General features: G+C 63.2%; 25 protein-coding genes. 15 read left to right on the top strand and 10 right to left on the bottom strand.

The features are described 5' to 3' along the window. Positions 1 to 164: 164 nt before the first annotated feature. Entirely contained in the window at positions 165 to 1,088 is a 924-nt protein-coding gene (locus BerOc1_RS15025; RefSeq protein WP_084641617.1) for a Gfo/Idh/MocA family protein, read from the bottom strand. A gap of 131 nt (positions 1,089 to 1,219) precedes the next feature. On the opposite strand from BerOc1_RS15025, the gene lpxB reads away from it, so the two are divergent. From lpxB to BerOc1_RS15010, 3 genes are read left to right on the top strand one after another with little or no spacing between them, the layout of a single operon-like run. After that, positions 1,220 to 2,368: a lipid-A-disaccharide synthase gene (gene lpxB, locus BerOc1_RS15020; protein WP_071546469.1), complete on the top strand. Its 1,149-nt coding sequence runs from the start codon at positions 1,220 to 1,222 to the stop codon at positions 2,366 to 2,368. 39 nt (positions 2,369 to 2,407) lie between these two features. Beyond that, positions 2,408 to 4,096, top strand: a complete 1,689-nt coding sequence (locus tag BerOc1_RS15015; protein ID WP_071546468.1) for a glycosyltransferase — start codon at positions 2,408 to 2,410, stop codon at positions 4,094 to 4,096. 35 nt (positions 4,097 to 4,131) lie between these two features. After that, positions 4,132 to 4,455, top strand: a complete 324-nt coding sequence (locus tag BerOc1_RS15010; protein ID WP_071546467.1) for a hypothetical protein — start codon at positions 4,132 to 4,134, stop codon at positions 4,453 to 4,455. Between the two features lie 85 nt (positions 4,456 to 4,540). On the opposite strand, the gene BerOc1_RS15005 is transcribed toward BerOc1_RS15010, so the two are convergent. Genes BerOc1_RS15005 through BerOc1_RS14995 form a run of 3 tightly spaced genes read right to left on the bottom strand, consistent with a single transcriptional unit; the run spans position 4,541 to position 7,087 of the window. Then, positions 4,541 to 5,341, bottom strand: a complete 801-nt coding sequence (locus tag BerOc1_RS15005) for a sulfite exporter TauE/SafE family protein (RefSeq protein WP_071546466.1) — start codon at positions 5,339 to 5,341, stop codon at positions 4,541 to 4,543. A gap of 13 nt (positions 5,342 to 5,354) precedes the next feature. Then, entirely contained in the window at positions 5,355 to 6,371 is a 1,017-nt protein-coding gene (locus tag BerOc1_RS15000; RefSeq protein WP_071546465.1) for an alpha-hydroxy-acid oxidizing protein, read from the bottom strand. Between the two features lie 2 nt (positions 6,372 to 6,373). After that, positions 6,374 to 7,087: a FadR/GntR family transcriptional regulator gene (locus BerOc1_RS14995; RefSeq protein WP_071546464.1), complete on the bottom strand. Its 714-nt coding sequence runs from the start codon at positions 7,085 to 7,087 to the stop codon at positions 6,374 to 6,376. 240 nt (positions 7,088 to 7,327) lie between these two features. Here BerOc1_RS14995 and BerOc1_RS14990 point away from each other — a divergent pair, with 240 nt between their 5' ends. Then, positions 7,328 to 8,677, top strand: coding sequence for an APC family permease (locus BerOc1_RS14990; protein ID WP_071546463.1), 1,350 nt, complete (start codon positions 7,328 to 7,330; stop codon positions 8,675 to 8,677). A gap of 170 nt (positions 8,678 to 8,847) precedes the next feature. Here the strand turns inward: BerOc1_RS14990 and BerOc1_RS14985 are convergent, their stop codons facing one another. Then, positions 8,848 to 10,041, bottom strand: coding sequence for a metallophosphoesterase (locus BerOc1_RS14985; RefSeq protein ID WP_071546462.1), 1,194 nt, complete (start codon positions 10,039 to 10,041; stop codon positions 8,848 to 8,850). Positions 10,042 to 10,200: 159 nt separating this feature from the next. On the opposite strand from BerOc1_RS14985, the gene BerOc1_RS14980 reads away from it, so the two are divergent. Next, positions 10,201 to 11,427 carry a mechanosensitive ion channel family protein gene (locus BerOc1_RS14980; protein ID WP_071546461.1) on the top strand — a complete coding sequence of 409 codons (1,227 nt, stop codon included), beginning with the start codon at positions 10,201 to 10,203 and terminating at the stop codon, positions 11,425 to 11,427. Here BerOc1_RS14980 and BerOc1_RS14975 read toward each other — a convergent pair. Next, entirely contained in the window at positions 11,424 to 12,494 is a 1,071-nt protein-coding gene (locus BerOc1_RS14975; RefSeq protein WP_071546460.1) for a DUF6765 family protein, read from the bottom strand. The genes BerOc1_RS14980 and BerOc1_RS14975 overlap by 4 nt on opposite strands. Before the next feature lie 690 nt (positions 12,495 to 13,184). Between BerOc1_RS14975 and BerOc1_RS14970 the strand changes: the two genes are divergently transcribed. The 4 genes from BerOc1_RS14970 (at position 13,185) to BerOc1_RS14955 (ending at position 17,686) form a co-directional block, all read left to right on the top strand. Next, positions 13,185 to 13,868 carry an anaerobic ribonucleoside-triphosphate reductase activating protein gene (locus BerOc1_RS14970; RefSeq protein WP_071546459.1) on the top strand — a complete coding sequence of 228 codons (684 nt, stop codon included), beginning with the start codon at positions 13,185 to 13,187 and terminating at the stop codon, positions 13,866 to 13,868. Continuing rightward, positions 13,816 to 15,873 (top strand): ribonucleoside triphosphate reductase, encoded by a 2,058-nt coding sequence (locus BerOc1_RS14965; protein WP_071546458.1) that lies wholly within the window; start codon positions 13,816 to 13,818, stop codon positions 15,871 to 15,873. The genes BerOc1_RS14970 and BerOc1_RS14965 overlap by 53 nt, the downstream gene beginning before the upstream one ends. 169 nt (positions 15,874 to 16,042) lie before the next feature. Then, positions 16,043 to 17,035 carry a ParA family protein gene (locus BerOc1_RS14960; RefSeq protein WP_071546457.1) on the top strand — a complete coding sequence of 331 codons (993 nt, stop codon included), beginning with the start codon at positions 16,043 to 16,045 and terminating at the stop codon, positions 17,033 to 17,035. Between the two features lie 54 nt (positions 17,036 to 17,089). Further along, the gene (locus BerOc1_RS14955; protein WP_071546456.1) at positions 17,090 to 17,686 is read left to right on the top strand and encodes a hypothetical protein; all 597 of its coding nucleotides are present in this window, start codon (positions 17,090 to 17,092) and stop codon (positions 17,684 to 17,686) included. Between the two features lie 9 nt (positions 17,687 to 17,695). Here BerOc1_RS14955 and BerOc1_RS14950 read toward each other — a convergent pair whose 3' ends face one another. After that, complete coding sequence (locus tag BerOc1_RS14950) at positions 17,696 to 18,118, bottom strand: hypothetical protein (protein WP_071546455.1); 423 nt, start codon at positions 18,116 to 18,118, stop codon at positions 17,696 to 17,698. 147 nt (positions 18,119 to 18,265) lie between these two features. Between BerOc1_RS14950 and BerOc1_RS14945 the strand changes: the two genes are divergently transcribed. From BerOc1_RS14945 to BerOc1_RS14930, 4 genes are all read left to right on the top strand, one after another. Continuing rightward, positions 18,266 to 18,646, top strand: a complete 381-nt coding sequence (locus BerOc1_RS14945; protein ID WP_071546454.1) for a hypothetical protein — start codon at positions 18,266 to 18,268, stop codon at positions 18,644 to 18,646. 31 nt (positions 18,647 to 18,677) lie between these two features. Beyond that, positions 18,678 to 19,262, top strand: a complete 585-nt coding sequence (locus tag BerOc1_RS14940) for a DJ-1/PfpI family protein (protein WP_071546453.1) — start codon at positions 18,678 to 18,680, stop codon at positions 19,260 to 19,262. Positions 19,263 to 19,516: 254 nt separating this feature from the next. Beyond that, the gene (locus tag BerOc1_RS14935) at positions 19,517 to 19,891 is read left to right on the top strand and encodes a thioredoxin family protein (protein WP_071547144.1); all 375 of its coding nucleotides are present in this window, start codon (positions 19,517 to 19,519) and stop codon (positions 19,889 to 19,891) included. A 6-nt stretch (positions 19,892 to 19,897) separates the two neighbouring features. Further along, entirely contained in the window at positions 19,898 to 20,605 is a 708-nt protein-coding gene (locus BerOc1_RS14930) for a cytochrome c biogenesis CcdA family protein (protein ID WP_071546452.1), read from the top strand. A gap of 131 nt (positions 20,606 to 20,736) precedes the next feature. On the opposite strand, the gene BerOc1_RS14925 is transcribed toward BerOc1_RS14930, so the two are convergent. Next, entirely contained in the window at positions 20,737 to 21,360 is a 624-nt protein-coding gene (locus tag BerOc1_RS14925; protein WP_071546451.1) for a D-sedoheptulose 7-phosphate isomerase, read from the bottom strand. Between the two features lie 189 nt (positions 21,361 to 21,549). Between BerOc1_RS14925 and purU the strand changes: the two genes are divergently transcribed. Further along, a complete protein-coding gene (gene purU / locus BerOc1_RS14920; RefSeq protein ID WP_071546450.1) occupies positions 21,550 to 22,431 on the top strand; it encodes a formyltetrahydrofolate deformylase in 882 nt (293 codons plus the stop codon). A 15-nt stretch (positions 22,432 to 22,446) separates the two neighbouring features. Here purU and BerOc1_RS14915 read toward each other — a convergent pair whose 3' ends face one another. Continuing rightward, the gene (locus BerOc1_RS14915) at positions 22,447 to 23,400 is read right to left on the bottom strand and encodes a LysR family transcriptional regulator (protein WP_071546449.1); all 954 of its coding nucleotides are present in this window, start codon (positions 23,398 to 23,400) and stop codon (positions 22,447 to 22,449) included. 117 nt (positions 23,401 to 23,517) lie between these two features. On the opposite strand from BerOc1_RS14915, the gene BerOc1_RS14910 reads away from it, so the two are divergent. Further along, complete coding sequence (locus BerOc1_RS14910) at positions 23,518 to 24,219, top strand: CTP synthase C-terminal region-related (seleno)protein (RefSeq protein WP_084641615.1); 702 nt, start codon at positions 23,518 to 23,520, stop codon at positions 24,217 to 24,219. Here BerOc1_RS14910 and BerOc1_RS14905 read toward each other — a convergent pair. Further along, positions 24,203 to 25,747, bottom strand: a complete 1,545-nt coding sequence (locus BerOc1_RS14905; protein ID WP_071546447.1) for a hypothetical protein — start codon at positions 25,745 to 25,747, stop codon at positions 24,203 to 24,205. The genes BerOc1_RS14910 and BerOc1_RS14905 overlap by 17 nt on opposite strands. Positions 25,748 to 25,877: the final 130 nt, after the last annotated feature.

Below are 25,877 nucleotides of genomic sequence, written 5' to 3'. Positions count from 1 at the left end.
GCTCATGACTCAGGGATGAGTCGGAGGCCATTTCTATTCGTCCCTGCCCCGCGAAGCGGATACATAAGGTTTAGGAGGGTGAGAAGGATGGGGGTCCGGGGGAGGCGAAAAAAAAGGGGCCGCTCCGAATGGAGCGGCCCCTTTTTATTGGTACGGTATGACGCCTAGCCGTGGAGGCTGTCGAAGAGGCGTTCGAAGGTTTTGAGGACTTCGAGGCCGTCCTCGCCGGTGATGGGCGCCGGGATGTTGTTGCGCAGGGCGTCGAGAAAGGCGGTCAGCTCGGCCTTGATGGGTTCGCGGGCGACCACGGGCCATTCGCGCACGGAGTAGGTCTTTTCTACCTCGGAAAAGGGCGAATATTCCATGACGCTCTGGGCGATCAGATCGGCGGCCACGAATCGGGACTTGCAGGCCACGTTGATCTTGCGGCCCCTGAACGGGCTCACCCAGTTGGTGGAAATCTGGGCCAGGACGCCGTTTTCCATCTCGGCGGTGATCACGGCGGAATCCTCATGCTCGCCGAAGGTGGCGGAAGCGACCACGTGCACGTTCTTGAAGTCCGAGCCGGTCAGGTAGCGGATCAGGTCGATGTCGTGGGACCCGAGGTCCTTGATCACGCCCACGTCCTGGATGCGCACCGGATACGGGCTGACCCGCTCGATGTGCACGGAGATGACGTCGTCTTCGAGCAGGGACTTGACCCGCTCGATGGCCGGGTTGAAGCGTTCCGAGTGGCCGACCATGAGCACGGCGCCCTTTTCCCTGGCCTTGGCGACCAGTTCCGCGCCCTCGGCTGCGGTGGCGGCCAGGGGCTTTTCGATAAGCGTGGAGACGCCCTGTTCCAGAAGGCGCATGCCCGCCTCGTGATGCAGGAAGGTGGGCACGCACACGGACACGGCGTCCGGCTTTTGAGCGAGCAGTTCGTCCAGGGTGGCGAAGGTCGGCACGCCGAACCGGGCGGTGACGTCCTCGCGCGCCTTGGCGTCCACATCGACCACGCCGACCACTTCCACATCGGGCATTTCGGTGTAATTGCGCAGATGGACGCCGCCCATCCGGCCCAGACCGACCACTCCGACTTTCAACATATATGTATCCTCGTTCTAGAGTTCGCGTTGCGAGTGTCTAGTACAGGCCTACGCCTCCCATGGCAACCCCCGTAGAACGGCATATCCCGGTTCGTCTTGCGGGCCGGCCGGACATGGGCTACTAACTGTGCATGCAGACAGGCAATCCATCCGGTCCCATCTGGTTCAGCGTGGGCGAGGCCTCCGGCGATCTACACGGCGCGGAGTTGATGAAGGCGTTTCGGGCCGTGGACCCGGACGTGCCCTTCACCGGCATGGGCGGCCCGGCCATGGAGGCCGAGGGGCTGGTGCCGCGCCACTCCATGCGCGAGATATCCCTGGTCGGCATCACCGAAATCCTCGGCGGCCTGCCGCGCATCCTCAAGCTGCTCGGAGTGATCAGGAAGGAACTCGCGGCCCTCCGGCCCCGGGCCATCGTCCTGGTGGACTGCCCGGAGTTCAACTTCCGCATCGCGCGCATGGCCAAGAAGCTCGGCATCCCGGTGTACTACTACATCAGCCCGCAGATCTGGGCCTGGCGCTCGGGCCGGGCCAATTTCCTGCGCGACTTCGTCCGCAAGGTCATCTGCATCCTGCCGTTCGAAAAGGATTTCTACGCCAAGTACGGCATGGACGTGGCCTATGTGGGCCATCCGCTCATGGATGTGCTGCCCCTTGATCTGCTGGACGGGCTCCCGGTTCGGGAAAACCGCATCGGGCTGCTGCCTGGCAGCCGGACCAAGGAGGTCACCTCCCTGCTCCCGGTGTTCGCGGGCGCGGCCCGGAGGCTGGCCGTGGACCATCCCGGCCTGGAATACGTCCTGGTCCGCGCGCCGGGCATGGACGAATCCCTGCTGCGCTCCCTGTGGCCCGAGGACATCCCGGTGTCCTTCGTCTCCCCGGCCGAGCGCTACCAGGTTTTCCGCACATGCAAGCTCATCATGGCCGCCTCGGGCACCGTGACCCTGGAGACCGCGCTCATCGGCACCCCGGTCCTGGTGGCCTACAAGGTCTCGCCCCTGTCCGAAATGATCGGCAGGATGCTCATCAACGTGCGGTATGTCTCCCTGCCCAACCTCATCCTGGACCGAGAGATATACCCGGAATACATCGGCCGGGACGCCTCGCCCGAGAACCTGGCCCGGACCGCCCGGTCCTGGCTGGACGACCCCGAGGCCTACGGCGAGATCAAAAACGGGCTCAAGGTCCTGCGCACCATGGTCGGCGATCCCGGCGCGCCGGGCCGGGCCGCGAGGATCATCCTCGACGACCTTGAGGCCCTGGCCTCCGCGTCCGGCTGACTGGTCCCGGACTGGAATTTCTGCTAATCGGCAACCATCATGAACCGTTTCGCCTTCCCCCGCACCCTGCCGCCCTGCGCGCCCGTGGAACCGGCGTTCGCGCACCATTTTTCCGGCTGGCACCTGGGCATGGGACTGCCCGAGGCCTTAAACGGCCTGCTGCCCGGCCTGTTCCTCCTGGGCGAGGAAAACCCCGGCTGCCGCAACGCGGCCGTGGGCATGGCCCTGTGGTCCATGCAGGCCCATCCGCTCCACCCGGAGCTGGCCCGCTGGGCGGTCAAGGCGGTCAACCTCGGGCTCAAGGCGGCCCCGGCCCTGGCCCGACTCATGGTCCTGGCGGCGGACATGAAGCGGCCAGAGGAGGGCGAGGCCACGGACGTCTGGTACGATCTGGCCCGGCAGGACGACCGGGGGCTGATCCTGCGCTTTCTGGCCGTGGTCCTGGGCAATCCGGAAACGGGCCTGGGCTGGCTGCATCTCGTATGGCGGGACCTCCTCCACCTGGGCCGGCCGGAGATCGCCATGGCCGCCCTGGACATGGTCGGATGGACCGAGGTCGGCCTGCCGCTGCGGGCTCGGTTCGAAGCGGACCGGGCCTTCCATTGCCTGCCGCCCGAGGAGGCACTGCCGATCGTCGAGGGACTCGACCCGGCTCTCTGGGGGCTGTGGCGGGCCTACGCGGGCGGCGAACTGCTGCTGCGCATGGGCCGCACCGCCGAAGCCAAGGGCGCACTGGCCGGTCTGTGGCAGGCCGTCCCGTGGCACGTCAACCTGACGCTGAAGCTGCACGATCTTTTCCGTCCCACGCCCGTGGCCGAACCCGACGACTGCGCGGAAGCGGCCGTGCTGGTCTACTCCTGGAACAAGGCGGACCTGCTGGCCGACACTCTGGGGTCGCTTTACGCCAGCGACATGGGCCGGGCCCGCGTGTTCGCCCTGAACAACGGGTCCACGGACCACACGGATCGGGTCCTGGCCCGAGCCGCCCAGCGGTTCGGCGCGGACCGCTTCCACGTCGAGACCCTGCCCGTCAACGTGGGCGCGCCCGGCGCGCGCAACTGGCTGCTGTCCCTGCCCGGGGTGCGCGAGGCCCGCTGGGCCGCGTTTCTGGACGACGACATCTTTCTGCCCAAGGACTGGCTCCTGCGCCTGCTCGGACCGGTGCGCGGACGCGACGACATCGGGTCCGTGGGCTGCCGGATCACCGCGGCCGCGCCGCCCTATGGCCTGCAGTCGGCCGACTACAACATCTTTCCCGTGACCCCGCCCGCGCCCGAGCCGGGCGGCCTGCCCAACCGGGTGCCGGTCTACGACAACTGCGCCGGGAGCGCCGACACCGGGCTGTTCTCCTACACCCGGCCCTGCCTGTCCGTGTCGGGCTGCTGTCATTTGGTAAACCTGCGCTCCCTCGGGCGCACCGGGCCCTTCGACCTGCGCTACACCCCGTCCCAATTCGACGACCTGGACCGCGACCTGCGCGCCGCGCTCGACGGCACGCCCGCGCTGTACGTGGGCGGCCTGGCCGTGCGCCACGTGCAGCACTCGTCCCTGGCCAAGTCCAAGACCGCCGGGCAGATCGGCCAGGTCATGGGCAACAAGCTCAAGCTGGACACCAAGTACGCCGACGAGGAACTCACCCGCCTGGGGCGGGAAAACCGCACCCTGCTGTGGCACGACCTGGAACAGAAAGCCCGCTTCCTGGTTGACCGCCTGGGCCTGAATGCCTAATTCACTCCCAGCACGTTCCCCAAGGGAGAAACAACATGGAAGATGTTCGCGTCTACGGTGACTTTCACCGCATCAAACCGGAAATATGGGATAAAATCAAAGACCTCTGCCCCTTCGAGCAGGTGGACTACGACGGCGACGTCCTGCGCGTGGACCACGAGGGCCACTATATCCTGATCGACGATTTCATCGAGGCCGTTCGCGACCTGCTGCCCGAAAACGGCTACGGCCACGTGGAGTTCATCGACCAGCTCGAATGGACCGTGACGCGCTACACCATCAAGCCCGGCAGGATCGAGGAAAAGCTCGTCCGCGTGGACAATGTCGTGGACGCCCACCAGAGGGAGAACGGTCTGTAGAAAGTGGAATTTTCTCTTCCGATAAAAGAAAAAGGGACTGCATTTGCAGTCCCTTTTTTATTACCTGGAGGTTTGGGAGAACAGCCTACATGAAGGCATTCCAGAGCATGCGCGTGCCGACCAGGTACAAGAGGATGGCGAAGATCTTCTTGAGCTTGGTCACGGGCAGGCTGTGGGCCAGCTTGGCGCCAAACGGCGCTGTCAGCATGCTGGTCACGATGATGCCGAGCAGGGCCGGAATGTACACGTAGCCGATGTGCGGGCCGGGGATTCCGGCCACGGACCAGCCGTTGATCACATACCCTGCGGTGCCCGCCAGGGCGATGGGCAGCCCCACGGCCGCCGCAGTGGCGATGGCCGCGTGCATGGTCAGGTTGCACCAGGACAGGAACGGCACGGTCAAGGTGCCGCCGCCGATGCCTACCAGGGCCGAGAACACGCCGATGCCGCCGCCCGCCGCGAAGGTCCCGGCCTGGCCGGGCAGCTCGTGGGCGGCCTTGGGCTTGATGTTCAGGATCATCTGCGTGGCCACGTAGTACAGGAACAGGCCGAAGAAGATCTTCAGGAACATGGTGGACAGCAGCGAGGCGATCCAGGAGCCCAGGTACGTGCCCACGATGATGCCCGGCGTCAGCCGCCAGAAGGCGGCGTAGTTGATGGCCCCGCGCTTGTGGTGGGCGCGCATGGACGACAGGGAGGTGAAGATGATCGTGGCCATGGACGTGCCCAGCGCGATATGCTGGATGTGCTCCACCGGGAAGTTCTGCCACTCGAAGGCGAAGTTGAGCATGGGCACGATGACCAGCCCTCCGCCGATGCCGAGCAACCCGGCCAGGACTCCGGCCACTGCCCCGAGGCAGATGTACAGGATGTAGGTGGTGATCAAGGCTCGGCGCTCCTTAGAAGAGGACGTTGCTGTCGATGGAGGCGATGTCCTTGCAGCCGGTCAGGACCATGGCTCCGGAGAGCTGGGCCTTGATGGTCGCGAGGTACTGCTCGACGCCTTCCTGCAACCCGCCCACGGCGGCCACGGCCACGGGGCGGCCGATGAGCACGCCGTCGGCACCCAGCGCCAGCATCTTGAGTACGTCCGCGCCGGTGCGGATGCCGCCGTCCACCAGGATGGTGATCTTGCCGTGGACCTTTTCGGCCACGTCGGGCAGGGCCTCGGCCGTGCCGGGGGTGTGGTCGAGCACGCGCCCGCCGTGGTTGGAGACGATGATGGCGTCAGCGCCCGCCTCGACGGCCAGTTCCGCCTCGTCCGGGGTCATGACCCCCTTGATGATGAACTTCGCGTCCCAACCGTGGACCTTGTCGATGATCTTCTTGAGCTCGGACAGGGGCTTGGGCGACACGGGACGGCCCATCTGACGCAGGGTGATCAGCCCGGCGGCGTCCACGTCCATGCCGAATATGGAACAGCCGGTCTTGCGTCCCTTTTCGAGCTTCTCGTCCAGTTCGGCGCCCTCCCAAGGCTTGATGAACGGGATGCCGTGGCCGCCGTTCTTCTCGATGGCCGCGAACCCGGACTCGTGCAGCAGAGGCGGCACGCCGTCGCCGGTGCAGCCGATGACCCCGGCCGCCTTGCAGCCGCTGACCACGGCGTCGGCATAGTCCTCCTCGGACACGCCGCCGCCCATGTTGAAGGACACGCCGCCGATGGGCGCGGCCATGACCGGCATGGACATGTCGATGCCGAGCAGGGACGTGGAGGTGTCCGGCTCGGACGCGTCGTGCAGCAGGCGCATGTTCAGGCGGAATCCCTCCAGGGCCTCCAGGTTGGCCTTGAAGGACGCGCCCGTTCCCAGGCCGCCCATGCCCGGGACCTCGCCCGCGCACACCTTGCCGTCGCAGACCTTGCAGACCCGGCAGTAGCCCTTCATCAGTTCACGTGCTTTGTCTCTAATTTCCTTCATCGCTATCTCCTTGAGTATGCTCCTCTTTGATTATCAAAGATGATTCTTTCAACTTCATCGAGATGTTCCCGCATGGCCCGTTCGGCCTGCATGGCGTGGCCGTTTCTGACCGCCTCCACGATGGCCCGGTGGGCGGCCAGGGAGGCCTTCTGACGCTGGGGGGACTGGACCTCCTCGGCCCGGCTGCGGGAGAACCCCTCATGCAGGGCCGAGACCATCTCGCGCAGCACCGGATTGCCCGACGCCTCGGCCAGGGCCTGGTGGAACCGCTGGTCGATGCCCGCCCCGCTCTCGCCGTCGTCGATGGCCTGCTCCTGCTCCATGAGGATGGCCTCCAGCCGGGTCTTGGCGTCCGGCGAGCCATTGCGCGCGGCCAGGGCCGCGATCTCGGGCTCGAGCATCTTGCGCACCTCGAATACGTCCTGGAGGTCATGATTCCCGGCCAGAACCGCGTCGATGAGCGAGCCGCCCCGAGCCCCGTCGTCCGGACGGCTGACAAAGGTGCCCGCGCCCTGGCGGCTGGTCAGAAACCCGGACTCGGACAGGATCTTGATGCCCTCGCGCACCGTGGTGCGGGACACGCCGAACTGTTCGGCCAGCTTGCGCTCGGCAGGCAGCCGGTCTCCGGGCTGCAACCGCCCGTGCTCGATCATCTCCCTGATCTGGCTGACGATCTCGTCGGATATGCATTTTCTGCATACGGGTTTGGCTTCCATTGTTCGCCTCTCAAAAATTGGTTGGACCAATTGGGTGTAAGACAAGTTGATCCACGAGTCAAGCACCCGGAACATCCCAATGCGGCGACCCCGTCGAAAAGAGCCCAAAGGGCTGGACGTAACCGCCCATGGACGATAAGGGGTCCGTGGTCCGTCGCCGCAGGAGGTGCGGTTTTCGGGAAGGACGGGCCGTTTTCGCAACCCCCACATACAGCCCGCGCAGGGCGACCCCATATCATCATGAACAATCTACAAAAAAAGTATGGATTCTGGACCGCGACCGCCATGGTCGTGGGCATCGTCATCGGCTCGGGCGTATTCTTCAAGGCGGACAACGTGCTCGAGGCCTCGGCGGGCAGCCTGCCCACGGCCCTGTTCGCCTGGCTCATCGGCGGGGCGATCATGGTCGTCACCGCTTACGTCTTCTCCAAGATCGCCACCCGCATCCAGAAGATCAACGGCGTGGTGGACTACTTCGAACAGGCCTACGGCAGGACCGCCGGGTACCTGGTGGCCTGGTTCATGACCTTCATCTACTACCCCACCCTGGTCGCGGTCCTGGCCTGGGTCTCGGCCAACTACACCCAGGGGCTGATGGGCGTGGAAGGCGCGCTGTGGCCCCTGTCCTGGGGCTACATGACCGCCTTTTTCCTGCTCAACTACTTTTCGCCGGTCCTGGCCGGGCGGTGGCAGGTGACCTCCACCGTGGTCAAGCTCATCCCCCTGGGGTTGGTCGCCGTGGTCGGGACCATCGCCGGGCTGACCAACGGCATGACCGTTCAGAACTTCACGGTCGCGGCCAAGACCGTGTCCCACGGAGGCGGCGGACTGGCCCTGGCCACCCTGTCCACCGCGTTTGCCTACGAGGGCTGGATCATCGCCACGGTCATCAACGCCGAGCTCAAGGACGCAAAGCGGACCCTGCCCCGCGCCCTGGTGGTCGGGACCATCAGCGTGGTCTGCATCTACATGCTCTACTACCTGGGCATCTCCGGGGTCCTGACCAACGACCAGGTCCTGGCCCAGGGCGACGCCGCCCCGGTGAGGGTCATCTCGATCATCTTCGGACACCTCGGCGGCACCCTGCTCACGGTCTTCGTGATCATCTCCTGCCTGGGCACCCTCAACGGCCTGATCATGGGCTCGGCGCGCGGCATGTTCTCCATCGCCTCGCGCGGGCTGGGCCCCAAGCCAGACCTCTTCTGCCGGGTCAACCCGGTCAACAACTGCACCACCCACTCGGCCATGATCGGCTACGTACTGTCCTGCTTCTGGCTCGTGGTCTGGTACGGCAACTTCGCGGGCTGGTGGGGCAGCTTCATGGACATCTCCGAACTGCCCATCGCCTTCCTCTACGTCATCTACATCTCCCTCTACGTCTGGGTCATGAAGACCTTCACCGACCTCGGCGCCCTCAACCGCTACGCCTGCCCCTGCCTGGCCGCGGCCGGTTCCCTGTACATCATCTGGGGTGCCATCCAGAAGGATATGTTCCTGCACTTCCTGATCCTGTCCGTGCTCATCCTGGCCGTCGGCGTCCGGCTCATGCGCGGCGACAGGCCACGCAACCGCAGGCGCACCCTGGGCTAGCCGGTTGCCCGAATCAGAAAAGAGCCGACGCCCGCTATCGCGGGCGTCGGCTCTTTTTCATGACAGATCAGATTCAGATAGTGATGGCCGCTGCGCGGCGTTTGTCGGGTGATTTCGCCTCCGGCGGACAAGGGTTCGCACCCTTACATCCCATTTATGCGCCTTCGGCGCTAGGCTTTTCGCAGGGTGTGCAGGGTGATCTCGGGGCGGGTGCCGATGCGCATGGGCGGGCCCCAGTAGCCGGTGCCCATGTTCACGTACAGCTGGGTATCCTCGTGCAGGTAGGGCCCCTTAACAAACGTCTGGAAGAGATGAATGACGTAGTTGTACGGGAAGTACTGCCCGCCGTGGGTGTGGCCGGACAGCTGCACGTCGAAGCCCGCCTCGGCGGCCGCGTACACCGAGTTCGGCTCGTGTGCCAGGAGCACGGACACGTCGTGGTCCGGCGCGCCCGCCATGGCCTTGGCCGGCGAGGAGGCCTGGCCCGGCACGGTGCCGCCCATGCGCAGATCCGTGACCCCGCCGAGCAGGATCCTGCCCCGGCCCGTGTCGATGAGCGCGTGCTCGTTGACCAAAGGCCGCATGCCCAGCCGCCGGGCCTCGTCGAGCCATGCGAAGACCCCGGAATAATACTCGTGGTTGCCGGTGCAGAACCACACCCCGTGCGGGGCGTGCAGTTCGCCGAAGGGCTGGACGTCCGCCTTGAGCCCGTCCACGGCCCCGTCCACCATGTCGCCGGTGTGCACGATCATGTCCGGCGAGAGCGCGTTGACCTCGGCCACCACCTGCCGAGCCCAGTCGCCCCGAATGGTCGGACCGATGTGGGTGTCGGAAATCTGGGCGATGGTGAAGCCGTCAAGGCCGTCGGGCAGCCCGGGCAGGAGCAGGTCGTTGGCCAGGACCGAGGGCTTGCGCCGGGCGTTGTACACCCCGAAACCGGCCATGGGCAGGACGGCGGCCATGATCACCCCGTTGGAGGCGTTCAGCAGGAAGCGGCGGCGGGCACGGTCCGGGCCGATGAAGTACGGCAGTTTGCTGCGCCGGGTGCACAGCCGCTTCACCCCCGCGATCATCCGCCCGATCAGGCTGGGGATGTCCCGGGCCAGCATGAAGACCACCAGGATGGAGATGAACCCGAGAAAGGTGAACCCGATCCAGTCGATGGTGTCGCAGGCCAGCAGCTCGTAGCGGTTGGTCCGATGCAGGACCCAGGTCAGCCGGTGCCCGAACAGGATCAGTGCCAGCAGGAACCACAGCGTGAGCTTGCGCTTGATGCCCAGCGGCAGAGGATTGATCAGCCGCCACCCCAGGTACAGGACCAGGAGGGTGGAGACGGTCATGACGATGATGAACCAGTAACCCATGTATGATTTCCCTCGGGATTTTTTCCCGAAAATCATGGAGGACATCGCGCCGGTTGTCAAACCGGTGCACAAGGCTGCCCAATCGGCGCCCCGAGGTTCTCAAAAATCAACGAATCTGCTAGACGGGGGAAAGACCAAGCGCACAAGGAGCCGCCCCACGTGAATCTCGACCTGCCCTTCGACCTGCCCGTCACCCTCATCGAAGCCAACCCGGTCCTGGACCTCGCGGCCAAGACCGGCCTGCTCCTGCTCGCCGGGCTGCTCGCCTTTTTCCTGGCCCGCTGGCTGCTGGTGCGCGGCGGCCGCGCCTTTGCCCGGCGCACCCGCAGCAAGTTCGACGACATCCTGCTCGAATCCGGGTTCTTCTCCCGGGCCGCGCTCCTGGCCCCGGCCCCGGTCTTCTTCTGGGGGCTGGAGTTCTTCTCCGGGCTCAAGGGGCTGCTCGACCACCTCATCTATGCCTACCTGGCCGTGAGCGTGGTCCTGGTCCTGGCCAAGCTCCTCGACGCCCTGTCCGGCCTGTACCGGACCTTCAAGGTCGCCAGCCGCCGCCCCATCAAGGGGTACGTCCAGCTGGTCAAACTGTTCCTCTACATGCTCGGCGGCGTCTCGGTGGTGGCCATCCTGCTCGGCCAGTCGCCGTGGGGGCTGCTCTCGGGCATCGGCGCCATGACCGCGGTCCTCATGCTGGTCTTCCGCGACACCATCCTCTCCCTGGTGGCGGGCATCCAGATGTCGGCCAACGACCTGCTCCACACCGGAGACTGGATCGAGATGCCGGCCATGAACGCGGACGGCACGGTCGTGGACATCGCCCTGAACACGGTCAAAGTCCAGAACTGGGACATGACCGTCACGGCCATCCCGACCTTCAAATTTCTGGACACCCCGTTCAAGAACTGGGAGAGCATGACCAAGAGCGGCGGGCGCAGGATAAAGCGGGCCGTCATGATCGACCAGTCGTCCATCCGCTTCACGGACGACGCCCTCAAGAAACGGCTCATGGCCGTCCAGCACCTGGCCCCGTTCATGGAGATGCGCCAGAAGGAGATCGACGCGGCCAACGCGGCCTCCGGCGCGGACCCGTCCTCGCCGCTCAACGGCCGCCGCATGACCAACATCGGGCTGTTTCGGCGCTACGCCCTGGAATACCTCCGCTCCCACCCCAAAATCCGCCAGGACATGACCCTGCTCGTGCGCCAGCTTCAGCCCCACGCCGACGACGGCCTGCCGCTCGAGATCTACTGCTTCACCAGCGAGACCGCCTGGGCCCTGCACGAGGACATCAAGTCCGACATCATGGACCACCTCCTTGCCGCCCTGCCCGAGTTCGGCCTGCGCGCCTACCAGCGCAACGCCCTGGTGGACGTCCGGGCCAATTCCTAGACGATCAACAAGTTCGCGCCCGGCAAAATCTCGGTCAGGACCGCGTCGAGGTAGCGCCGCGCCGCCCGGCTGAAGTGATAGGCGTCGGTCAGCGCGGCCCCGGCATTGTTCTCCATCACGGCGAACCGCCACGGCGCGACGTCGTAGGCCACGCTCTCGTCCCCCGGCAAAACCGGAAAAAGCGAACCGTCGGCGATCCGCTTTCGCCACAGGGCGCAGCGCTTCTCGCCCTCGGGCTCGACCTTGCCCAGGATGGCGCGGATCGCGGACGCGGTCTTCTGGTCGAAGGCGGCGTGCCCGGTGCCCTTTTCCATGGACGAGAGCCCGTTGCGGTACGCACGGAACAGGGCGTGCAGCCGAGTGCACGAACGGTAGTAGGACTTGGGGTTGTCGCGATTCTCCAGATCATAACCGGGATCAAGGCCCGGGGCCTCCTCGTACCTGAACCGCCACTTCAGGTACGGCAGATCAGGAAAGGTTGCCACCGAGGCGTGGCCCAGGCGGGTTTCCTCGGCCACACTGCCTGCGAACCGGGCGCTGAAGTGCTTAAGGACCGCGTCGACCCAGGCCTTGAGGGACCCCCTGTTCAGGGCGCTCAGGGTCTTCTGGTGGATGCGGTTGCGGTCCGTCGCCATGCCGCAGAACCCGTAGTGGGAATAGGTGTCCTGCAGGACGTGGCTGACCACGCCGAGCAGGTGCAGGCCGTACGCCTTGCGCCGCTCGCCCAGGCTCAGGTTCAGGACCGCCTCGACCACCGGATTGTCCGGCTCGCCCCACAGGCAGATCAGCCGCCGTTCCGCGTCGTTGCCCTGGTTCCCGGGCAGAAAGTGGAACGGCAGCCACACCTGCCACTGGTCGATGGTGTTCGAATTCTTGGCCAGTTCGAACATGCCGTGGGACGAAACCACGGGAAGCAGAAACCCCTGCCCGCTCAGGGAAACCGGCTCGGCCAGCAGGGAATCGTCCACGAACTGGGCCGCCGTGGCCACGACCTTCGCCTCCGGCGGAGGAAAGCCCGCTATCCGGGCCACGGCATAGGTTCCGTAAAAGTGCATGTCCTTCTGCATGTGGGCCTCCTCGCGATAGAGGGTGTACGATGGTTATCGTCCATTCAATACACGCAGAATGAACAATCGACAAGAAAGAAGCCAGTTCGCCACATTCGACAAAAATGTATCCGCGCAAAGGGCTATAACCGTATTGACAAAGCGCTGTTCCTTACCTGCCGGGGTTTTGCCCGGAGCCTGAAAAATGTCCCGGTTTGATTGTTCTTTTTCCTGTGGAATACACCGCCCTGCGAGCCACTTTTTTGTTCCCAACCGACAACCCTTGTGGTAAGCACTTTTCTGCGCCTCAAGGCTGCCCTTTTCCCGCCCGTCACAATCCCCTGCTGTCGAAAATCAATCCCCCTGAAATCGAAAAAACTTTTTTCTAAACTTACTCTAGAAAAAAGTTAACTATATTGGCGTGTTCACTATTTAACAACAGTGGATAACTTTTCGATATAACCGATAATCACTTATAATCGCCCATAACTTCCAAAATTCACTTGTGTAGCCAAATATTTTCCGAATCCCCCCTGTACAAAATTATTCCGCTGGGATAGGCTTACCCTCACGCGCTCACGCCTTTTTCCCTCCGAAAACAGCGTCCGCGTCCGCTCCGGGAGTGGTGACGGTAACAGCATCCCCGGGCACTATTATTACCTATTGCATGCGCGGCCGGGAACGGCCCGTATCGCTTGTTAAGGAGTCGAGATGAGCGAACCCACCGGGGTCTGGAGTTATGTCCGAGGCTTTGAGAACATGAGCCTGTGCGACTGGCCCGGTCGGACATCCTGCATCATCTTTCTGGGCGGCTGCAACCTGCGCTGCCCCACCTGCCACAACTTCCAGCTTGCCTGGGACATGCAGTCCCTGCCCGTCCTGGACCCGCTGCGCGTCAAGGCCTACCTGCGCGACCGGGCCGGATGGCTGGACGGCGTGACCATCTCCGGCGGCGAACCCACCACGGTGCCCGGCGTCGGCGAACTGGCCTTCGAGATCAAGAAGACCGGCATGCCCGTCAAGATGGACAGCAACGGCATGCGGCCCGAAGTGGTCGCGGAACTCCTTGAGGAAAAGCTCGTGGACACCTTTGCCGTGGACGTCAAGGGACCGTACGCCAAGTACCCCGCCCTGACCGGCAAGGCCGTCTCGGAAATAGCAGCCCGCGCCAACATGGCCCGCATCTTCGCGATGGCCGAAGCCAAGCCCGGCGCGTTCTACTTCCGCATCACGCAGGTGCCCGGCCTGACCCAGGCCGACATCGACGTCGCGCGAAGCTACCTGCCCCCGAATCATGAACTGAAAATCCAGAAATACGTTCCCCCAAGGAGGACGCCGGAGCATGCCAAGCCAAATCATGAAGAGAGACGGCCGGCTGGAAACCTGGTCGACTGATCGCATCGCACAGGCCATTTTCAAGGCGCTCAGCGCCAGCGGGATCAAGGACCCGCTTCTCGCCAAGCGCCTGGCCCGCAAGGTCGAGAAGAAACTCGACGACATGGACATCCCCGAGCAGGAGCACGTCCAAAACATGGTCGAGCAGGTCCTCATGGAGGGCCGCCAGTACGACATCGCCAAGAAGTACATCCTGTACCGCGAAAAGCGCCGCCAGCTCCGCTCCCAGAAAGAGGCGTACCTGGACATCAAGGAAGTCATCGACACCTACCTCGACCAGGCCGACTGGCGGGTCAACGAAAACGCCAACATGACCCACTCCTTCCAGGGGCTCATGCTGCATCTGTCCGGCACGGTCCAGGCCCGCTACGCGCTGGAAAAATATCCCGAGGAGATCCGCCTGGCCCACGAGCACGGCTATTTCCACATCCATGACCTCTCCTTCGGCCTGGCCGGATACTGCGCGGGCTGGTCCCTGCGCGACCTGCTGCTCGAGGGCTTCAACCTCGAGGGCCGCGCCTCGGCCGGTCCGGCCAAGCATTTCGACACCGCGCTGGGGCAGATGAACAACTTCCTGGGCACCCTGCAGAACGAATGGGCCGGAGCCCAGGCGTTCAACAACGTGGACACCTACCTGGCCCCGTTCATCCGCGAGGACGGATTGTCCTACGACGAAGTGCTCCAGTGCATGCAGAAGTTCGTCTTCAACCTGAACACCACTTCGCGCTGGGGCGGCCAGTCGCCGTTCACCAACCTGTCCTTCGACCTGGTGGCCCCCAAGCACATCGCCAAGGAGCCCGCCATCATCGGCGGCAAGTACGACGACGAGCTGACCTACGGCGACTTCCAGGAAGAGATGGACATGATCAACCGGGCGTACATCGAGGTCATGCTCGGGGGCGACCATTCCGACCGCATCTTCTCCTTCCCCATCCCGACCTACAACGTCACCGAGGACTTCCCCTGGGAATCCGAGATCGGCGAACAGCTCATGAAGCTGACCGCCAAGTACGGCGTGCCCTATTTCCAGAACTTCATCAGCTCGGACCTGAGCCCCGAGGACGTGCGCTCCATGTGCTGCCGCCTCCAGATGGACCTGCGCGAACTGCGCAACAAGACCGGCGGCCTGTTCGGCGCGGGCGACCTGACCGGCTCCATCGGCGTGGTCACCCTGAACCTGCCCAAGCTCGCCTATCTGGCCCAAAGCGAGGACGACTTCCTCGACCTGGTCGAGGAATACGCCGAACTGGCCAAGGACTCCCTGGAATACAAACGCAAGGTCATCAACAACAACCTCGAATCGGGCATGTTTCCCTGGTCCAGGCGCTACCTCAAGAACGCCTACAAGGGCCACTTCTCGACCATCGGCCTGCTCGGCGGCCACGAGGCCTGCCTGAACCTCATCGGCAAGGGCATCGAGACCGAGGGCGGCGTGCGCCTCATGCGCCGCACCCTCAACCACCTGCGCCGCATCACCGCCCGCTTCCAGGAAGAGACCGGCAACCTCTACAACCTCGAGGCCACGCCCGCCGAAGGCACCAGCTACCGGCTGGCCAAGATCGACAAGTCGCTCTACGCCGACATCAAGACCCAGGGCAACGGCACCCCCTACTACACCAACTCCACCCAGCTGCCCGTGGGCATCTCCGAGGACGTGCTCTACGCCCTGGAACACCAGAACCAGCTCCAGCCGCTGTACACCGGCGGGACCGTGTTCCACACCTTCCTGGGCGAGGCCGTGACCGATCCGAAGTCGCTCAAGAACTTCATCCTCAAGGCGTTCTCCAAGACCAAGATCCCGTACATCTCCGTGACGCCCACCTTCTCCATCTGCAAGGAGCACGGCTATATCCTGGGCGAACACTTCGAATGCCCCACCTGCGGCCAGGAGGCCGAGGTCTACACCCGCATCGTGGGCTACTACCGCCCCGTGTCCCGGTGGAACAAGGGCAAACAGGCGGAATACACCGACCGCGTGGTCTTCAGCGACTGCCTGTGCAACTAATCGAGTTCCAACAGCCCCTTTGAGGAAAGGGGCTTGAGGATAGTGGAATGTAATGCCCGCTGCCCCCGCAGCGGGCATTACGCATTCAAATCAAATTAGACATAGCCGCAGACAGGTGATACGATTTTAACTATTAAATATAGCATAACCCAACCAAGGATAACACAACATGAAAATTGTTTCCATTTTCAACAACAAGGGCGGAGTGGGTAAAACAACATATATATACCACATTGCACATTTACTTGAGGATGAAGGGAAAAAAGTGCTACTTGTTGATTTAGATAGCCAGTGCAACCTCTCTGCATACTCAATGCGCGACCAAGACTTAGAAAATAGCTGGAAATCTGATCGTGGGAATAGCATCTGGAATGCGGTTGAGCCTCTATATGAACGAACTGGCGATTTTAGAAAGCGTCAGCCTTCCAAAATTAAATTATCGTACCCTGATTTATACATAATCCCAGGCGATATTCTTCTCAGTGATTTTGAAGATACTCTTGGCGACTCTTGGAATGCAGCAAAAGGTGGCGACGCTGGTGCGCTAAGAGTTCAAACAGCCATATATCGTTTCGTTATCTGGGCTGCACAAAAAGTAAATGCTGACGTAGTGATGGTTGACCTTGGGCCAAATCTTGGTGCATTGAACAGAGCAATGCTCATAGCTAGTGACTTTTTTATTGTTCCAATTTCTCCTGATTTATTTTCTATTCGCGGAACTCAAAACCTCGGGGCCAAATTAGAAACATGGCGAAGAGAATGGCAGCAGTGCAAGGATTCTTACAGAGGGACATCGGTTCAACTTCCTGTTGGGAAGCCCACCTTTTTAGGGTACGTCACCCAACAGCACAATGTACGAAACACAAGTGCTGGAATGACCAAGGGATGGAATATATTTGGTAAGCGAGTAGAAAAAGCCGTTAAAAACAACATCATCAAAAGACTTGATCCCATCGGGCAAGTCCATCACTGGAAAAATAAAAGCTGGTGTATTGGCAAAATACCAAATTTACATAGTTTGATACCATACTCTCTGGAAGCTCGCAAACCAGTATTCGACTGCAACTCAACAGATGGCCTAAAGGGATCACACATAACAAAAGCAAAGCAATCTAAAGAGCTCTTCACTCCGATTGTTAATAAACTTCTCCAGATACTGTAATTCAAATACGGCATAACCAGACCCTATTTACCGATCAATAATTCCCGTACCAACATGAACTATATAAAAGAATTCAAGGCCGCTGCGGCCCAGAGCAGGAAGCTGGGGCTGAGCGAGATCGCGGTCGGCGAGACCGCGACGGTGTTGGATCAGGCAGTGCTGAACGCGCTGGAGGAGACCGGGCACATTCCGTTCCGCCAGCGGGCGGTGCAGGGGCTGAACGTGAACTTCGGCATGTTCCACATGTTGGCCAAGAAATTCCACATTCCGGGCGGCGTGCTGACCATGGGCAACGTGGCCATGGACGGCGAGATGCGTTTTCCGGTCACGCCCGCGCATTTCCGCAAGATGGTCGAGAACGAGTCGGGCGAGGACGCGCTGGGCACCTATCATCTGTGGACCACCCTGCCCGGCGGCTTCATCCTGGACCACGTGCTGCCCTCGATCCTGGCCGGGGACGGGCTCATCGAGGTGGACGAGGCCATGCCCGCCGAGCGGTACCTGTACGGCCCGGCGGACGAGCTGCCGCACGGGATCACCTACCACCCCATGGTCGCGGGGCTGGAGTTTTTGATCGCCTCGGGCACCGTGGACCGCGAGGCCATGGAATACCTCATGGGAGAGAAGTTTCCCAAACAGTACGGCGGCTGATCCGGCCGCTCAATTCATCAGATTTCTGAGCCAGACCTGGAAGGCGGGTTCGACCTCGTCCGGGATGCGCGAGATGTCCGGGCGTCCCTTGACGAGCAGGACCTTGACGACCCTGCCCGGCCGGTACTGCCGCCAAAGGCTGTCCGGCAGCCGGGCCTCGGCGCGGCGCGCGTAGCCGTCCGGGTCCACGTAGGTGTATTCGATGACCACCCGGGCATGGGGATGTTCCGGGTCCTCGTCCGTGCGCAGTTTGAGGACCAGGCCGGAGGTGACCTCCTCGCCGAACAGGCGGGACCGCTCGGCCCGCAGAATATCGTAGGGGATGGAGGCCAGCGCCCAGACGATGAGCGAGACCGCCGCGAGTCCCAGGAGGACCCGCGCCAGCCGCCGCAAGGGGGTACGCCGGGGAGTGGAACCGGACAAGTAGACCATATTGCACACGATACATCCGCGTCCGGTCCGGCGCAAGGGGCTGAGAAAACGCGCCCCGCACTGCGGCTTTGCTTGCCATTCCCGGATGGCCGAGGTAACAATAGGTTGCGGCAACCGGTTCACGCCGCTCCGAGGGAAATGAGGAATATGCCAAACGATATCAGGCAATTGGAAGAAAGCATCCTGCGCATGACCGCAGTGGTGCGGGCCAAGCAGGCCGCGATCACCGCCCAGAGCTTCGGCGAGGAGACCGACCCGAACCTGCGCCCGCGCGGCTGGTGGGTCCTGGCCTGCGGCGAGCCCCTGGACAAGGAGTCCTTCGACCGCCGCGAAGAGGCCCGGCAGCAGTTGCTGGCCGCCACCCGCAAGGCGGGCCTGGTCCTGCCCGAGAACATCTGGGTCTGGGACGAACGCGGCACCGCGCAGTTGGTCATCAGCACGGTTCCCTCCATCCAGCGCGCCAATATCCTGGCCCAGAAGCTCCGCGAAAAGGGGCTGACCATCCGCATCAAGCGGGAGGACTTCTGACCGGCGCGCGTCCAGCCGCAGGGACTTCGTCATGAAGAAAGTGGCCATCATCCTCACCCAGGGATTCGCGGACTGGGAATACGGCCTCATCGCCGGGGCGGGCGGGCCGTTCTACGGCCTGGACATCCGTTTTTTCGCGCCGACGGCGGGCGAAATCCGCTCCATGGGCGGCCTGTCGGCCGACATCCCGGAAGGGGTGGAGGCGATCCGCGCATGGTCGCCCGGGGTGATCGCCGTCATCGGCGGAACCATCTGGGAGACCGACGACGCCCCGGTCCTCGACGACCTGCTCCTGGCCCACCATTCGCGCGGCGGGGTCGTGGCGGGCATCTGCGGCGGCACGCTGGCCCTGGCCAGGGCCGGGCTTCTGGACAACGTCCGGCACACCTCAAACGACGCGGACTATCTCCACCGCCACGCGCCGGGCTACGCCGGTTCGGAACTGTTCCAGCCCGCGCCCGAGGCGGTCACCGACAACCGGGTGATCACCGCGCCCGGCACGGCCCCGGTGGGTTTCGCCACGGCGGTCTTCGAGAGCGCCGGACTGGTCCGCGACGCGGCCGAGGCGTTCCGGCGCATGCTGGCAGCGGAGCACGCCGGAGGCGCCGGGAAGTGACCCCCCTGAAGCAGGGACCGGCAAGAGGGGCGACACCCTGAACCGGTCTTTTTTTTACAACAACAGTTGAAGAAAACGCCAAATGTAATCCGCAACACGCTGCAGGATGAACGGAATATGAACTTACCTCCGACGGCCGAGCCCGGCTCCATTGTCCGGCAATGCGGCTGCCGGCTAGGCAACCAACCCCAGAAAGGATACGACTTGTGGTACAAAGAATTGCGATCCCGGTTTGCTTGTTTCTCCTGGTGTGCATGGCCCTTTCCGCCGCCCCTGCCGGAGCGCAGGAGCCCGGCGCGCCGGTCCCGGCGGCCGAACTTATTTCCGGCGAGCCCCACTCCATGCCCATAGCGGGAATGATCACCATGGTGGACATCGGCGCGCATTCCTGCATCCCCTGCAAGATGATGACCCCTATCATCGAGGAATTGTCCACGGAGTACGAAGGGCGTGCCGCGATCGCCTTCATCGACGTGTGGAAGCACCGGGCAGAGGCGTCCAAATACGGCGTCACCACGATACCGACGCAGATATTCTACGACACGCAGGGCAAGGAACGGTATAGGCACGTCGGTTATCTGGACAAGCAGAGCATCGTCGCCAAGCTGGCCGAGCTGGGCGTTGAATAGTTTCACATGGACCAGGTATTCATCCTCATCAACCAATGGATGACGGGCGGGGTGCTGCTCGGCGCGATCGGGTGCTTTCTCTGGGGTATGGTCAGCGTCCTGTTCAGCCCCTGCCATCTGGCGTCCATCCCGCTTATCGTGGGATACGTGGCGGGCCAGGACAAGGTCATCGAGGGGAGACAGGCCTCGGTCTACGCCCTGCTGTTCACCTCCGGCCTGTTCATCACCATCGCGGCCATCGGCGTGGTCTGTTCACTGCTGGGCCGCATGCTCGGCGATGTGGGGCCTTACTGGACCATCGTCGTGGGGCTGGTGCTCCTCTGGGTCGCCCTGGACATGCTCGGCGTGTCCCGGTGCGCCCTGTCCGGCGGATTGATGGCCAGGCTGAAGCTGAAGGGGATGTCCGGCGCCTTCGTCATCGGGCTGGCCTACGGCGTGCTGTCGGGGTCCTGCACTTTCGGCTTCATCGCCCCCATCCTCGCCGTCATAACGGTACAGGAAAAGATCCTCACCGGCGTCGTCTTCATCCTCCTCTTCGCTACCGGGCACTGCATCCCCATCGCCGTGGCCGGCGGCTCGACCGCCATGGTCAAGAAGCTGCTCGCCAATTCGGCCTGGCAGCGCGGCGGGATGGTCTTTCGCCGTCTGGCAGGCGGGCTGATCGCCCTTCTCGGGCTCTACTTCATCGCCCAGCCGTTCTTCGGTGCGGCATAGGCACGGCCCACCGTGAAATCCATCCGCCCGCCCCAAAAAAATGGCCCCGACTCGGTCGGGGCCATCCTCTCACGCCTGAGAAAGCCCCGCGAAGATCGCGGGGAGGGTTTTCATCAATATGTATTCCGGGCCTATCCCCGGGGTTCCGGCAGGTAAGGGGTCAGTTCGGCCACGGCCTCGAACAGGAAGTGGTCCACCAGGTGGCAGAACATGTGTCCGGCCGCGATGTGGATCTCCTGGATGACGGCGGTGTCGCCCGAGGGCACGGTGACCAGGAAGTCGGACACGGAGGCCATCTCCGCGCCGCTCTGGCCGGTCATGCCCACGGTGACGATGTCGTTGCGCTTGGCCTCGCGCATGGCCCGAATGATGTTGGTGCTGGTGCCCGAGGTGGAGAAGCCCACCAGGATGTCGCCGGGCCGTCCCAGGGCGAGGAGCTGTTTGGAAAAGACCTCGTCGAAGCTGTAGTCGTTGCCGATGGCGGTCAGGGCCGAGGTGTCGGTGGTCAGGGCCAGCCCCGGCAGGGGCGGACGCTCCATGCGGAACCGGTTGGTGAATTCGGCGGCCAGGTGCTGGCTGTCGGCGGCGGACCCGCCGTTGCCGCAGAACATGACCTTGCCGCCCCCGGCCAGGCACACGGCCATGGCACGGGCGATCTCGACCACCAGCTCCGCCTTGGTGTCGAAAAAGGCCTTGCGCGCGGCCAGCCCGGCCGAGGCGTGATCCATCACTTTCTGCAAAGCGGATTCAGACATGCGTTCCTCATCTGTGGTTGTCGTCAAAAATTGCCAGCCCTGCCTATACTGCCGAAACCGGTCCTTGCCAACCCCTATCGGGCGGCGGGCGAGGAAAAGGCTTTTATTCGGGCGTCAATTGGGGTACAGCGCAACCTTGCGCCCGGCCCCGGCCGGACCGAACTTTTTCCAGCAAAGGCAATCAAGACCATGACCGAATCCAAGGAAAGCACCGTCAGGCTGCTGATCACCTGCCCGGACCAGCCCGGCATCGTCGCCGCGGTCTCCGGCTACCTGCACCGCAAGAACGCCAACATCATCCACTCGGACCAGCACTCCACCGACCCCGAGGGCGGCCGGTTCTTCATGCGCAACGAGTTCTTCCTGCCCGGCCTGGACATGGACGGCCTGGACGAACTGCGCCGCGAGTTCGCCGAGGAGGTCACCAACGGCTTTGTCATGGACTGGTCCCTGAACCCGGTCTGGGTGCCCAAGAAGATGGTCATCCTCTGCTCCAAGGTGGACCACGCCCTGATGGAGCTGCTCTGGCGCTGGAAGCGCGGCGACCTGGAGACCGAGGTGGCCATGGTCATCTCCAACCACCCGACCCTGCGCCGCGAGGTGGAGAATTTCGACGTGCCCTTCCACCACGTGCCCGTGGGCCCGTCCCTGCGCGACAAGGTCTCGGCCGAGGACGCCATGATCGAGCTCATGGACGGCCAGGCCGACCTCATCGTGCTGGCCCGGTACATGCAGATTCTGACCTCGGATTTCGTCAAGCGCTTCGCCAACCGGATCATCAACATCCACCACTCGTTCCTGCCCGCCTTCGTGGGCGCGGACCCGTACCGCAGGGCGCACGAACGCGGCGTCAAGCTCATCGGGGCCACGGCCCACTACGTCACCGAGAAACTGGACGAGGGCCCGATCATCGAGCAGGACGTCATCCGCGTGACCCACAGCCACGACGTGGACGACCTGAAGCGGCTCGGCGGCGACATCGAACGCCACGTCCTGGCCCGGGCCGTGAAGTGGCACCTGGAGGACCGGGTCATCGTGGACGGCAACAAGACCATCGTCTTCCGCCGCTGATCCAGCCACGCCGGGCTAGGCGGCACCCGAAAAGTCCAGTAATCCATCGGGCCCGAACACGTCGTTCCGCAAATAGCCGAGAAAGGTCCGTTCCGTCAGGTTGGGAATCTTGTCGAGCAGCTGCGCCAGGGAGATGGTGTTGACTATTTCGCGTGCCCCGGTCCTGATCGGGACGATGCTCCCCGCCGCCAACTCCTTCCTCACAAGATGCGAAGCGATCACTCCCAGCCCCAGATGGGCCCGTATCCCGGAGATGATCGCCTGATGGCTGTCGGCGAACAGCACGCGGTTCAGCCCGGCGCACGGTTTTCCGAAATGGTGGAGAAACCAGCCCGCCAGGGTCAACGAGGATTCCCGGTAGGCGACGAATTCCCGCCCCGCCAGGTGAGCGAACGAATGGTCGCCCGCGATGGCCTTTTCATAATATTCCCTTGAACAGGCCAGGACGACCTCTTCGTCTATCAGCGGTTCAGCGGCGCAGGGTCCCATCCCTCCTTCCAGCCGATCCCGGAGAAAGAAATCGTCCACCAGGCCGAAGTCCACGACGCCATTGCGGACCATCGACAGGAGTTCCGCCGTGTCGGCGAGTTTGAGGGTAAAGGTCACCTCGGGGTAGGATTCCCTGAAACCGGCCATAATCGCGGGCAGATAGGCGTTTCCGAATTCGATGGGCGAGCCGATCCGGAGCATCCCCGAAGGGACCTGCCGGGCCTGCTGCAGACGGGCGACCCCCGTGTCGAGATCGCGGAGAAAGGGCCCGATCATGCGGGCGAGCTGTTCGCCCGCATAGGTGGGCACCAGCGCGCTCGGCGAACGCGTGAACAGGACCACGTCCATTTCCCCTTCCAGCTTGTTCAGGGCCTGGCTTACGGCCGAAGGCGAGACGTGCAGCTTCCGCGCCGCCCCGGCCACGCTTTTCTCCGTGAATATGAAATGAAAGACTTTGAGCCTGTTGAGATCGGGAAGCATCGGTTTCACTTAACCCACGGTTTAGTACTGCTGCATTTACTCGGCTGCATACGCCAAATACAGTGGGAGCACAATCGGGCCGACAGCGGCCCCGTCGACAACACCATGGGAGACCATATGAAAAAAGTCGCCTTGATCGCCGAATACGACCCGTCCTTCGAACCCCACGTCGCCACGGAGCGGGCCCTGCGCCACTCCGCCGACGGTGCCGGGCTCGAAATAAAAGGAGACTGGATATCGACCGAAGACCTCGGCCCCGAACTGTACAGCGAGTACCAGGGGCTCTGGATCGGTCCCGGCAGCCCCTACAGGAACATGCGGAAAACCCTTGAGGTCATCCGGTATGCCCGGGAAAACGACGTCCCGCTGCTGGGGACCTGCGGCGGATTCCAGCACGTCATCCTGGAAATCGCCCGAAACATGCTGGGCTTCAAGGAAGCGGAACACGCGGAGTATGATCCCTACGCCAGCGACCTGTTCATCTCCGAGTTGGCCTGTTCCCTGGCCGGAAGGGAAATGGCCCTTTCCCTCACCCAGGGGTCACGGGCGGCGGCCCTGTACGGAAGCACGCGGACGACCGAACGCTATTACTGCAACTTCGGCGTCAACCCCGCGTATGTCGAGGAATTGAAGAAAGCGCCCATCCGGGTCAGCGGTTCGGACGCCGAGGGGGAAATCAGGGTCGTGGAGATACCGGCGCACCGATTCTTCATCGCCACCCTGTTCGTGCCTCAGGCGCGTTCCACCCGATCCTGTCCGCACCCGCTGGTGGACGGCTTCGTCAAGGCGGTCAGTGCGCCGCTCACCCGTTTCTCTTGACGCCGTATTTTTCCAGGATTTCGGTCAGCCTGACCGTCAGGTTGGTGGTGGTCCGGGCCACCAGCTCCAAGTTGATCAGGACCATGATGTCCACCCGGAACACGGCCCGCTTCCACAATTCGGCCAGCCCCTGCTGCAACGCGGGTTCGAGCGAGAGCATGGACATGGCCTCGCCCAGCTGCTTGGCGGTCTTGGGCTTGAACAGCAGGGTGTCCTCCCGGGTCACGTCGTTGCCGAACAGCTGTTTCTTGCGGATCTTGGACATGCCGCGCAGCTCGTTCACGGCCGGGGCCGGCACGCGCCGGGCGCGGCCGCTGCGCACCTGGATCTTGCCGCCCTCCTCGCGCCCGCACTCCTTGAGAATCTGGATGAAGTGGTTCTCCAGCAGGAAGAAGAGGATCTTTTCTAGCACCGGCAGGCTGAAATCCTTCTTCAGCGGCAGGATGCCGTCGATCTGGTCCGGGACCACGGCCTCCAGCGCCTTGTAGAAATGGTCGCCGGTCACGCCGATGGCGATGGACGCGCCCAGCCCAAGGGCCACCAGCTGGTCCTGCACGAACTTGAACCAGGCCTGCTCCCTCTGCCGTTCCTCGGGTTCCTTCTTGTCGGCTTCGCCCTTGCGTACCGCCTCGGCCTCGGCCAACCGAGCCCTGTACTGGGTCTCGAACTCCTCGGCCACGTTGTCCATACAGGCCACGCGCGCCGCGTGCAGCAGCTCGCCCGCCGAGAGCTTGTCGAACTGCGACAAGCCCTTCAGCCCCTTGACCAGCATGGCCTGGATCAATTTGGCCCGCTCCCTGATCCCGGGGTCCTCGCGGGCTGCGATGAAGCTGTTCTGGATGCGGGTCTTGGATATCTCCTGATCCGTGGGGTTGAGCTTGGACAGAATGTCGTCGAACAGGAAACGGATGACCAGGAAGGTGCGCTCCTTGGCGATCTCGTACTTCTCGCCCTCCAGAATCTCCCGGTGGGCCTCGACCACCCGGCTGGCGATGAACTCCTCCACAAAGGCGTTCCAGAACCCCTGGTCGAGCTCGTGCTTCTCGATCAGCCCGCTGTACTGTTCCAGGCTCTGCTTGCCGAAATAGCGCAGGACCAACTCCTCGAAGTTGTCCGTTACCAGGGCCATGGCGTAGACCACGCCCTGTGCGCACTTGACCAGCACGGCCTCGGCGTTGAGCAGGGTCGCCTCCAACTCCTCGCGCCGTGCCGCATCCCCGGTCTTGACCGCCTTGTCGAAATGGGCCAGCAGGACGATGAACCGCCCCACCCGTTCATGGATGAATTCGTACCCGGGATGGCCCACCCGGCCGCACAACAGTTCCATGACGCTGCTGCGCTGCGCCTCGAGCATGGGATACTCGTTGATGGCCTGGCTGTTGTTCTCCAGGATGTCCAGCAGCATCTCGCGCTCCGTGACCTCGCGCAGGGAGGCGCGCTCCTTCAGGGCGCGGAGCTTCTTCTGGTAGGCGGCAAGGCGCGCTTCCTTGTCCGGTCGCGTTTTGTCTCGGGCGGGTGCTTCGCTCATGGGTCGATTATCCTCAATGGCGCTTGGGAGTTGCGCCATGCTACGCCGTCTCCGGCTTTTCTGCAAAAGCATTATCACCAACCGCGCCGGGATGGAAGGGCCGCGCCGCCTCTTGACCTTTCTCCTTCCC

Origin of the sequence: Pseudodesulfovibrio hydrargyri (assembly GCF_001874525.1) — a bacterium.
GTDB classification, from domain to species: Bacteria; Desulfobacterota; Desulfovibrionia; order Desulfovibrionales; family Desulfovibrionaceae; genus Pseudodesulfovibrio; species Pseudodesulfovibrio hydrargyri.
Note: the sequence above shows the minus strand (reverse complement) of the source record. Positions and strands in the feature narration are given on the sequence as shown.

Coding starts and splice junctions, on each gene's coding strand:
- BerOc1_RS14955 (WP_071546456.1), top strand. CDS start 17,090: ATGAACTATATAAAAGAATTCAAGGCCGCTGCGGCCCAGAGCAGGAAG.
- BerOc1_RS14985 (WP_071546462.1), bottom strand. CDS start 10,041: ATGGGTTACTGGTTCATCATCGTCATGACCGTCTCCACCCTCCTGGTC.
- BerOc1_RS14960 (WP_071546457.1), top strand. CDS start 16,043: ATGAAAATTGTTTCCATTTTCAACAACAAGGGCGGAGTGGGTAAAACA.
- BerOc1_RS15025 (WP_084641617.1), bottom strand. CDS start 1,088: ATGTTGAAAGTCGGAGTGGTCGGTCTGGGCCGGATGGGCGGCGTCCAT.
- lpxB (WP_071546469.1), top strand. CDS start 1,220: ATGCAGACAGGCAATCCATCCGGTCCCATCTGGTTCAGCGTGGGCGAG.
- BerOc1_RS14930 (WP_071546452.1), top strand. CDS start 19,898: ATGGACCAGGTATTCATCCTCATCAACCAATGGATGACGGGCGGGGTG.
- BerOc1_RS14995 (WP_071546464.1), bottom strand. CDS start 7,087: ATGGAAGCCAAACCCGTATGCAGAAAATGCATATCCGACGAGATCGTC.
- purU (WP_071546450.1), top strand. CDS start 21,550: ATGACCGAATCCAAGGAAAGCACCGTCAGGCTGCTGATCACCTGCCCG.
- BerOc1_RS14945 (WP_071546454.1), top strand. CDS start 18,266: ATGCCAAACGATATCAGGCAATTGGAAGAAAGCATCCTGCGCATGACC.
- BerOc1_RS14935 (WP_071547144.1), top strand. CDS start 19,517: ATGGCCCTTTCCGCCGCCCCTGCCGGAGCGCAGGAGCCCGGCGCGCCG.
- BerOc1_RS15010 (WP_071546467.1), top strand. CDS start 4,132: ATGGAAGATGTTCGCGTCTACGGTGACTTTCACCGCATCAAACCGGAA.
- BerOc1_RS14905 (WP_071546447.1), bottom strand. CDS start 25,747: ATGAGCGAAGCACCCGCCCGAGACAAAACGCGACCGGACAAGGAAGCG.
- BerOc1_RS14970 (WP_071546459.1), top strand. CDS start 13,185: ATGAGCGAACCCACCGGGGTCTGGAGTTATGTCCGAGGCTTTGAGAAC.
- BerOc1_RS14950 (WP_071546455.1), bottom strand. CDS start 18,118: ATGGTCTACTTGTCCGGTTCCACTCCCCGGCGTACCCCCTTGCGGCGG.
- BerOc1_RS14910 (WP_084641615.1), top strand. CDS start 23,518: ATGAAAAAAGTCGCCTTGATCGCCGAATACGACCCGTCCTTCGAACCC.
- BerOc1_RS14990 (WP_071546463.1), top strand. CDS start 7,328: ATGAACAATCTACAAAAAAAGTATGGATTCTGGACCGCGACCGCCATG.
- BerOc1_RS15015 (WP_071546468.1), top strand. CDS start 2,408: ATGAACCGTTTCGCCTTCCCCCGCACCCTGCCGCCCTGCGCGCCCGTG.
- BerOc1_RS14975 (WP_071546460.1), bottom strand. CDS start 12,494: ATGCAGAAGGACATGCACTTTTACGGAACCTATGCCGTGGCCCGGATA.
- BerOc1_RS14915 (WP_071546449.1), bottom strand. CDS start 23,400: ATGCTTCCCGATCTCAACAGGCTCAAAGTCTTTCATTTCATATTCACG.
- BerOc1_RS15000 (WP_071546465.1), bottom strand. CDS start 6,371: ATGAAGGAAATTAGAGACAAAGCACGTGAACTGATGAAGGGCTACTGC.
- BerOc1_RS14965 (WP_071546458.1), top strand. CDS start 13,816: ATGCCAAGCCAAATCATGAAGAGAGACGGCCGGCTGGAAACCTGGTCG.
- BerOc1_RS14925 (WP_071546451.1), bottom strand. CDS start 21,360: ATGTCTGAATCCGCTTTGCAGAAAGTGATGGATCACGCCTCGGCCGGG.
- BerOc1_RS14940 (WP_071546453.1), top strand. CDS start 18,678: ATGAAGAAAGTGGCCATCATCCTCACCCAGGGATTCGCGGACTGGGAA.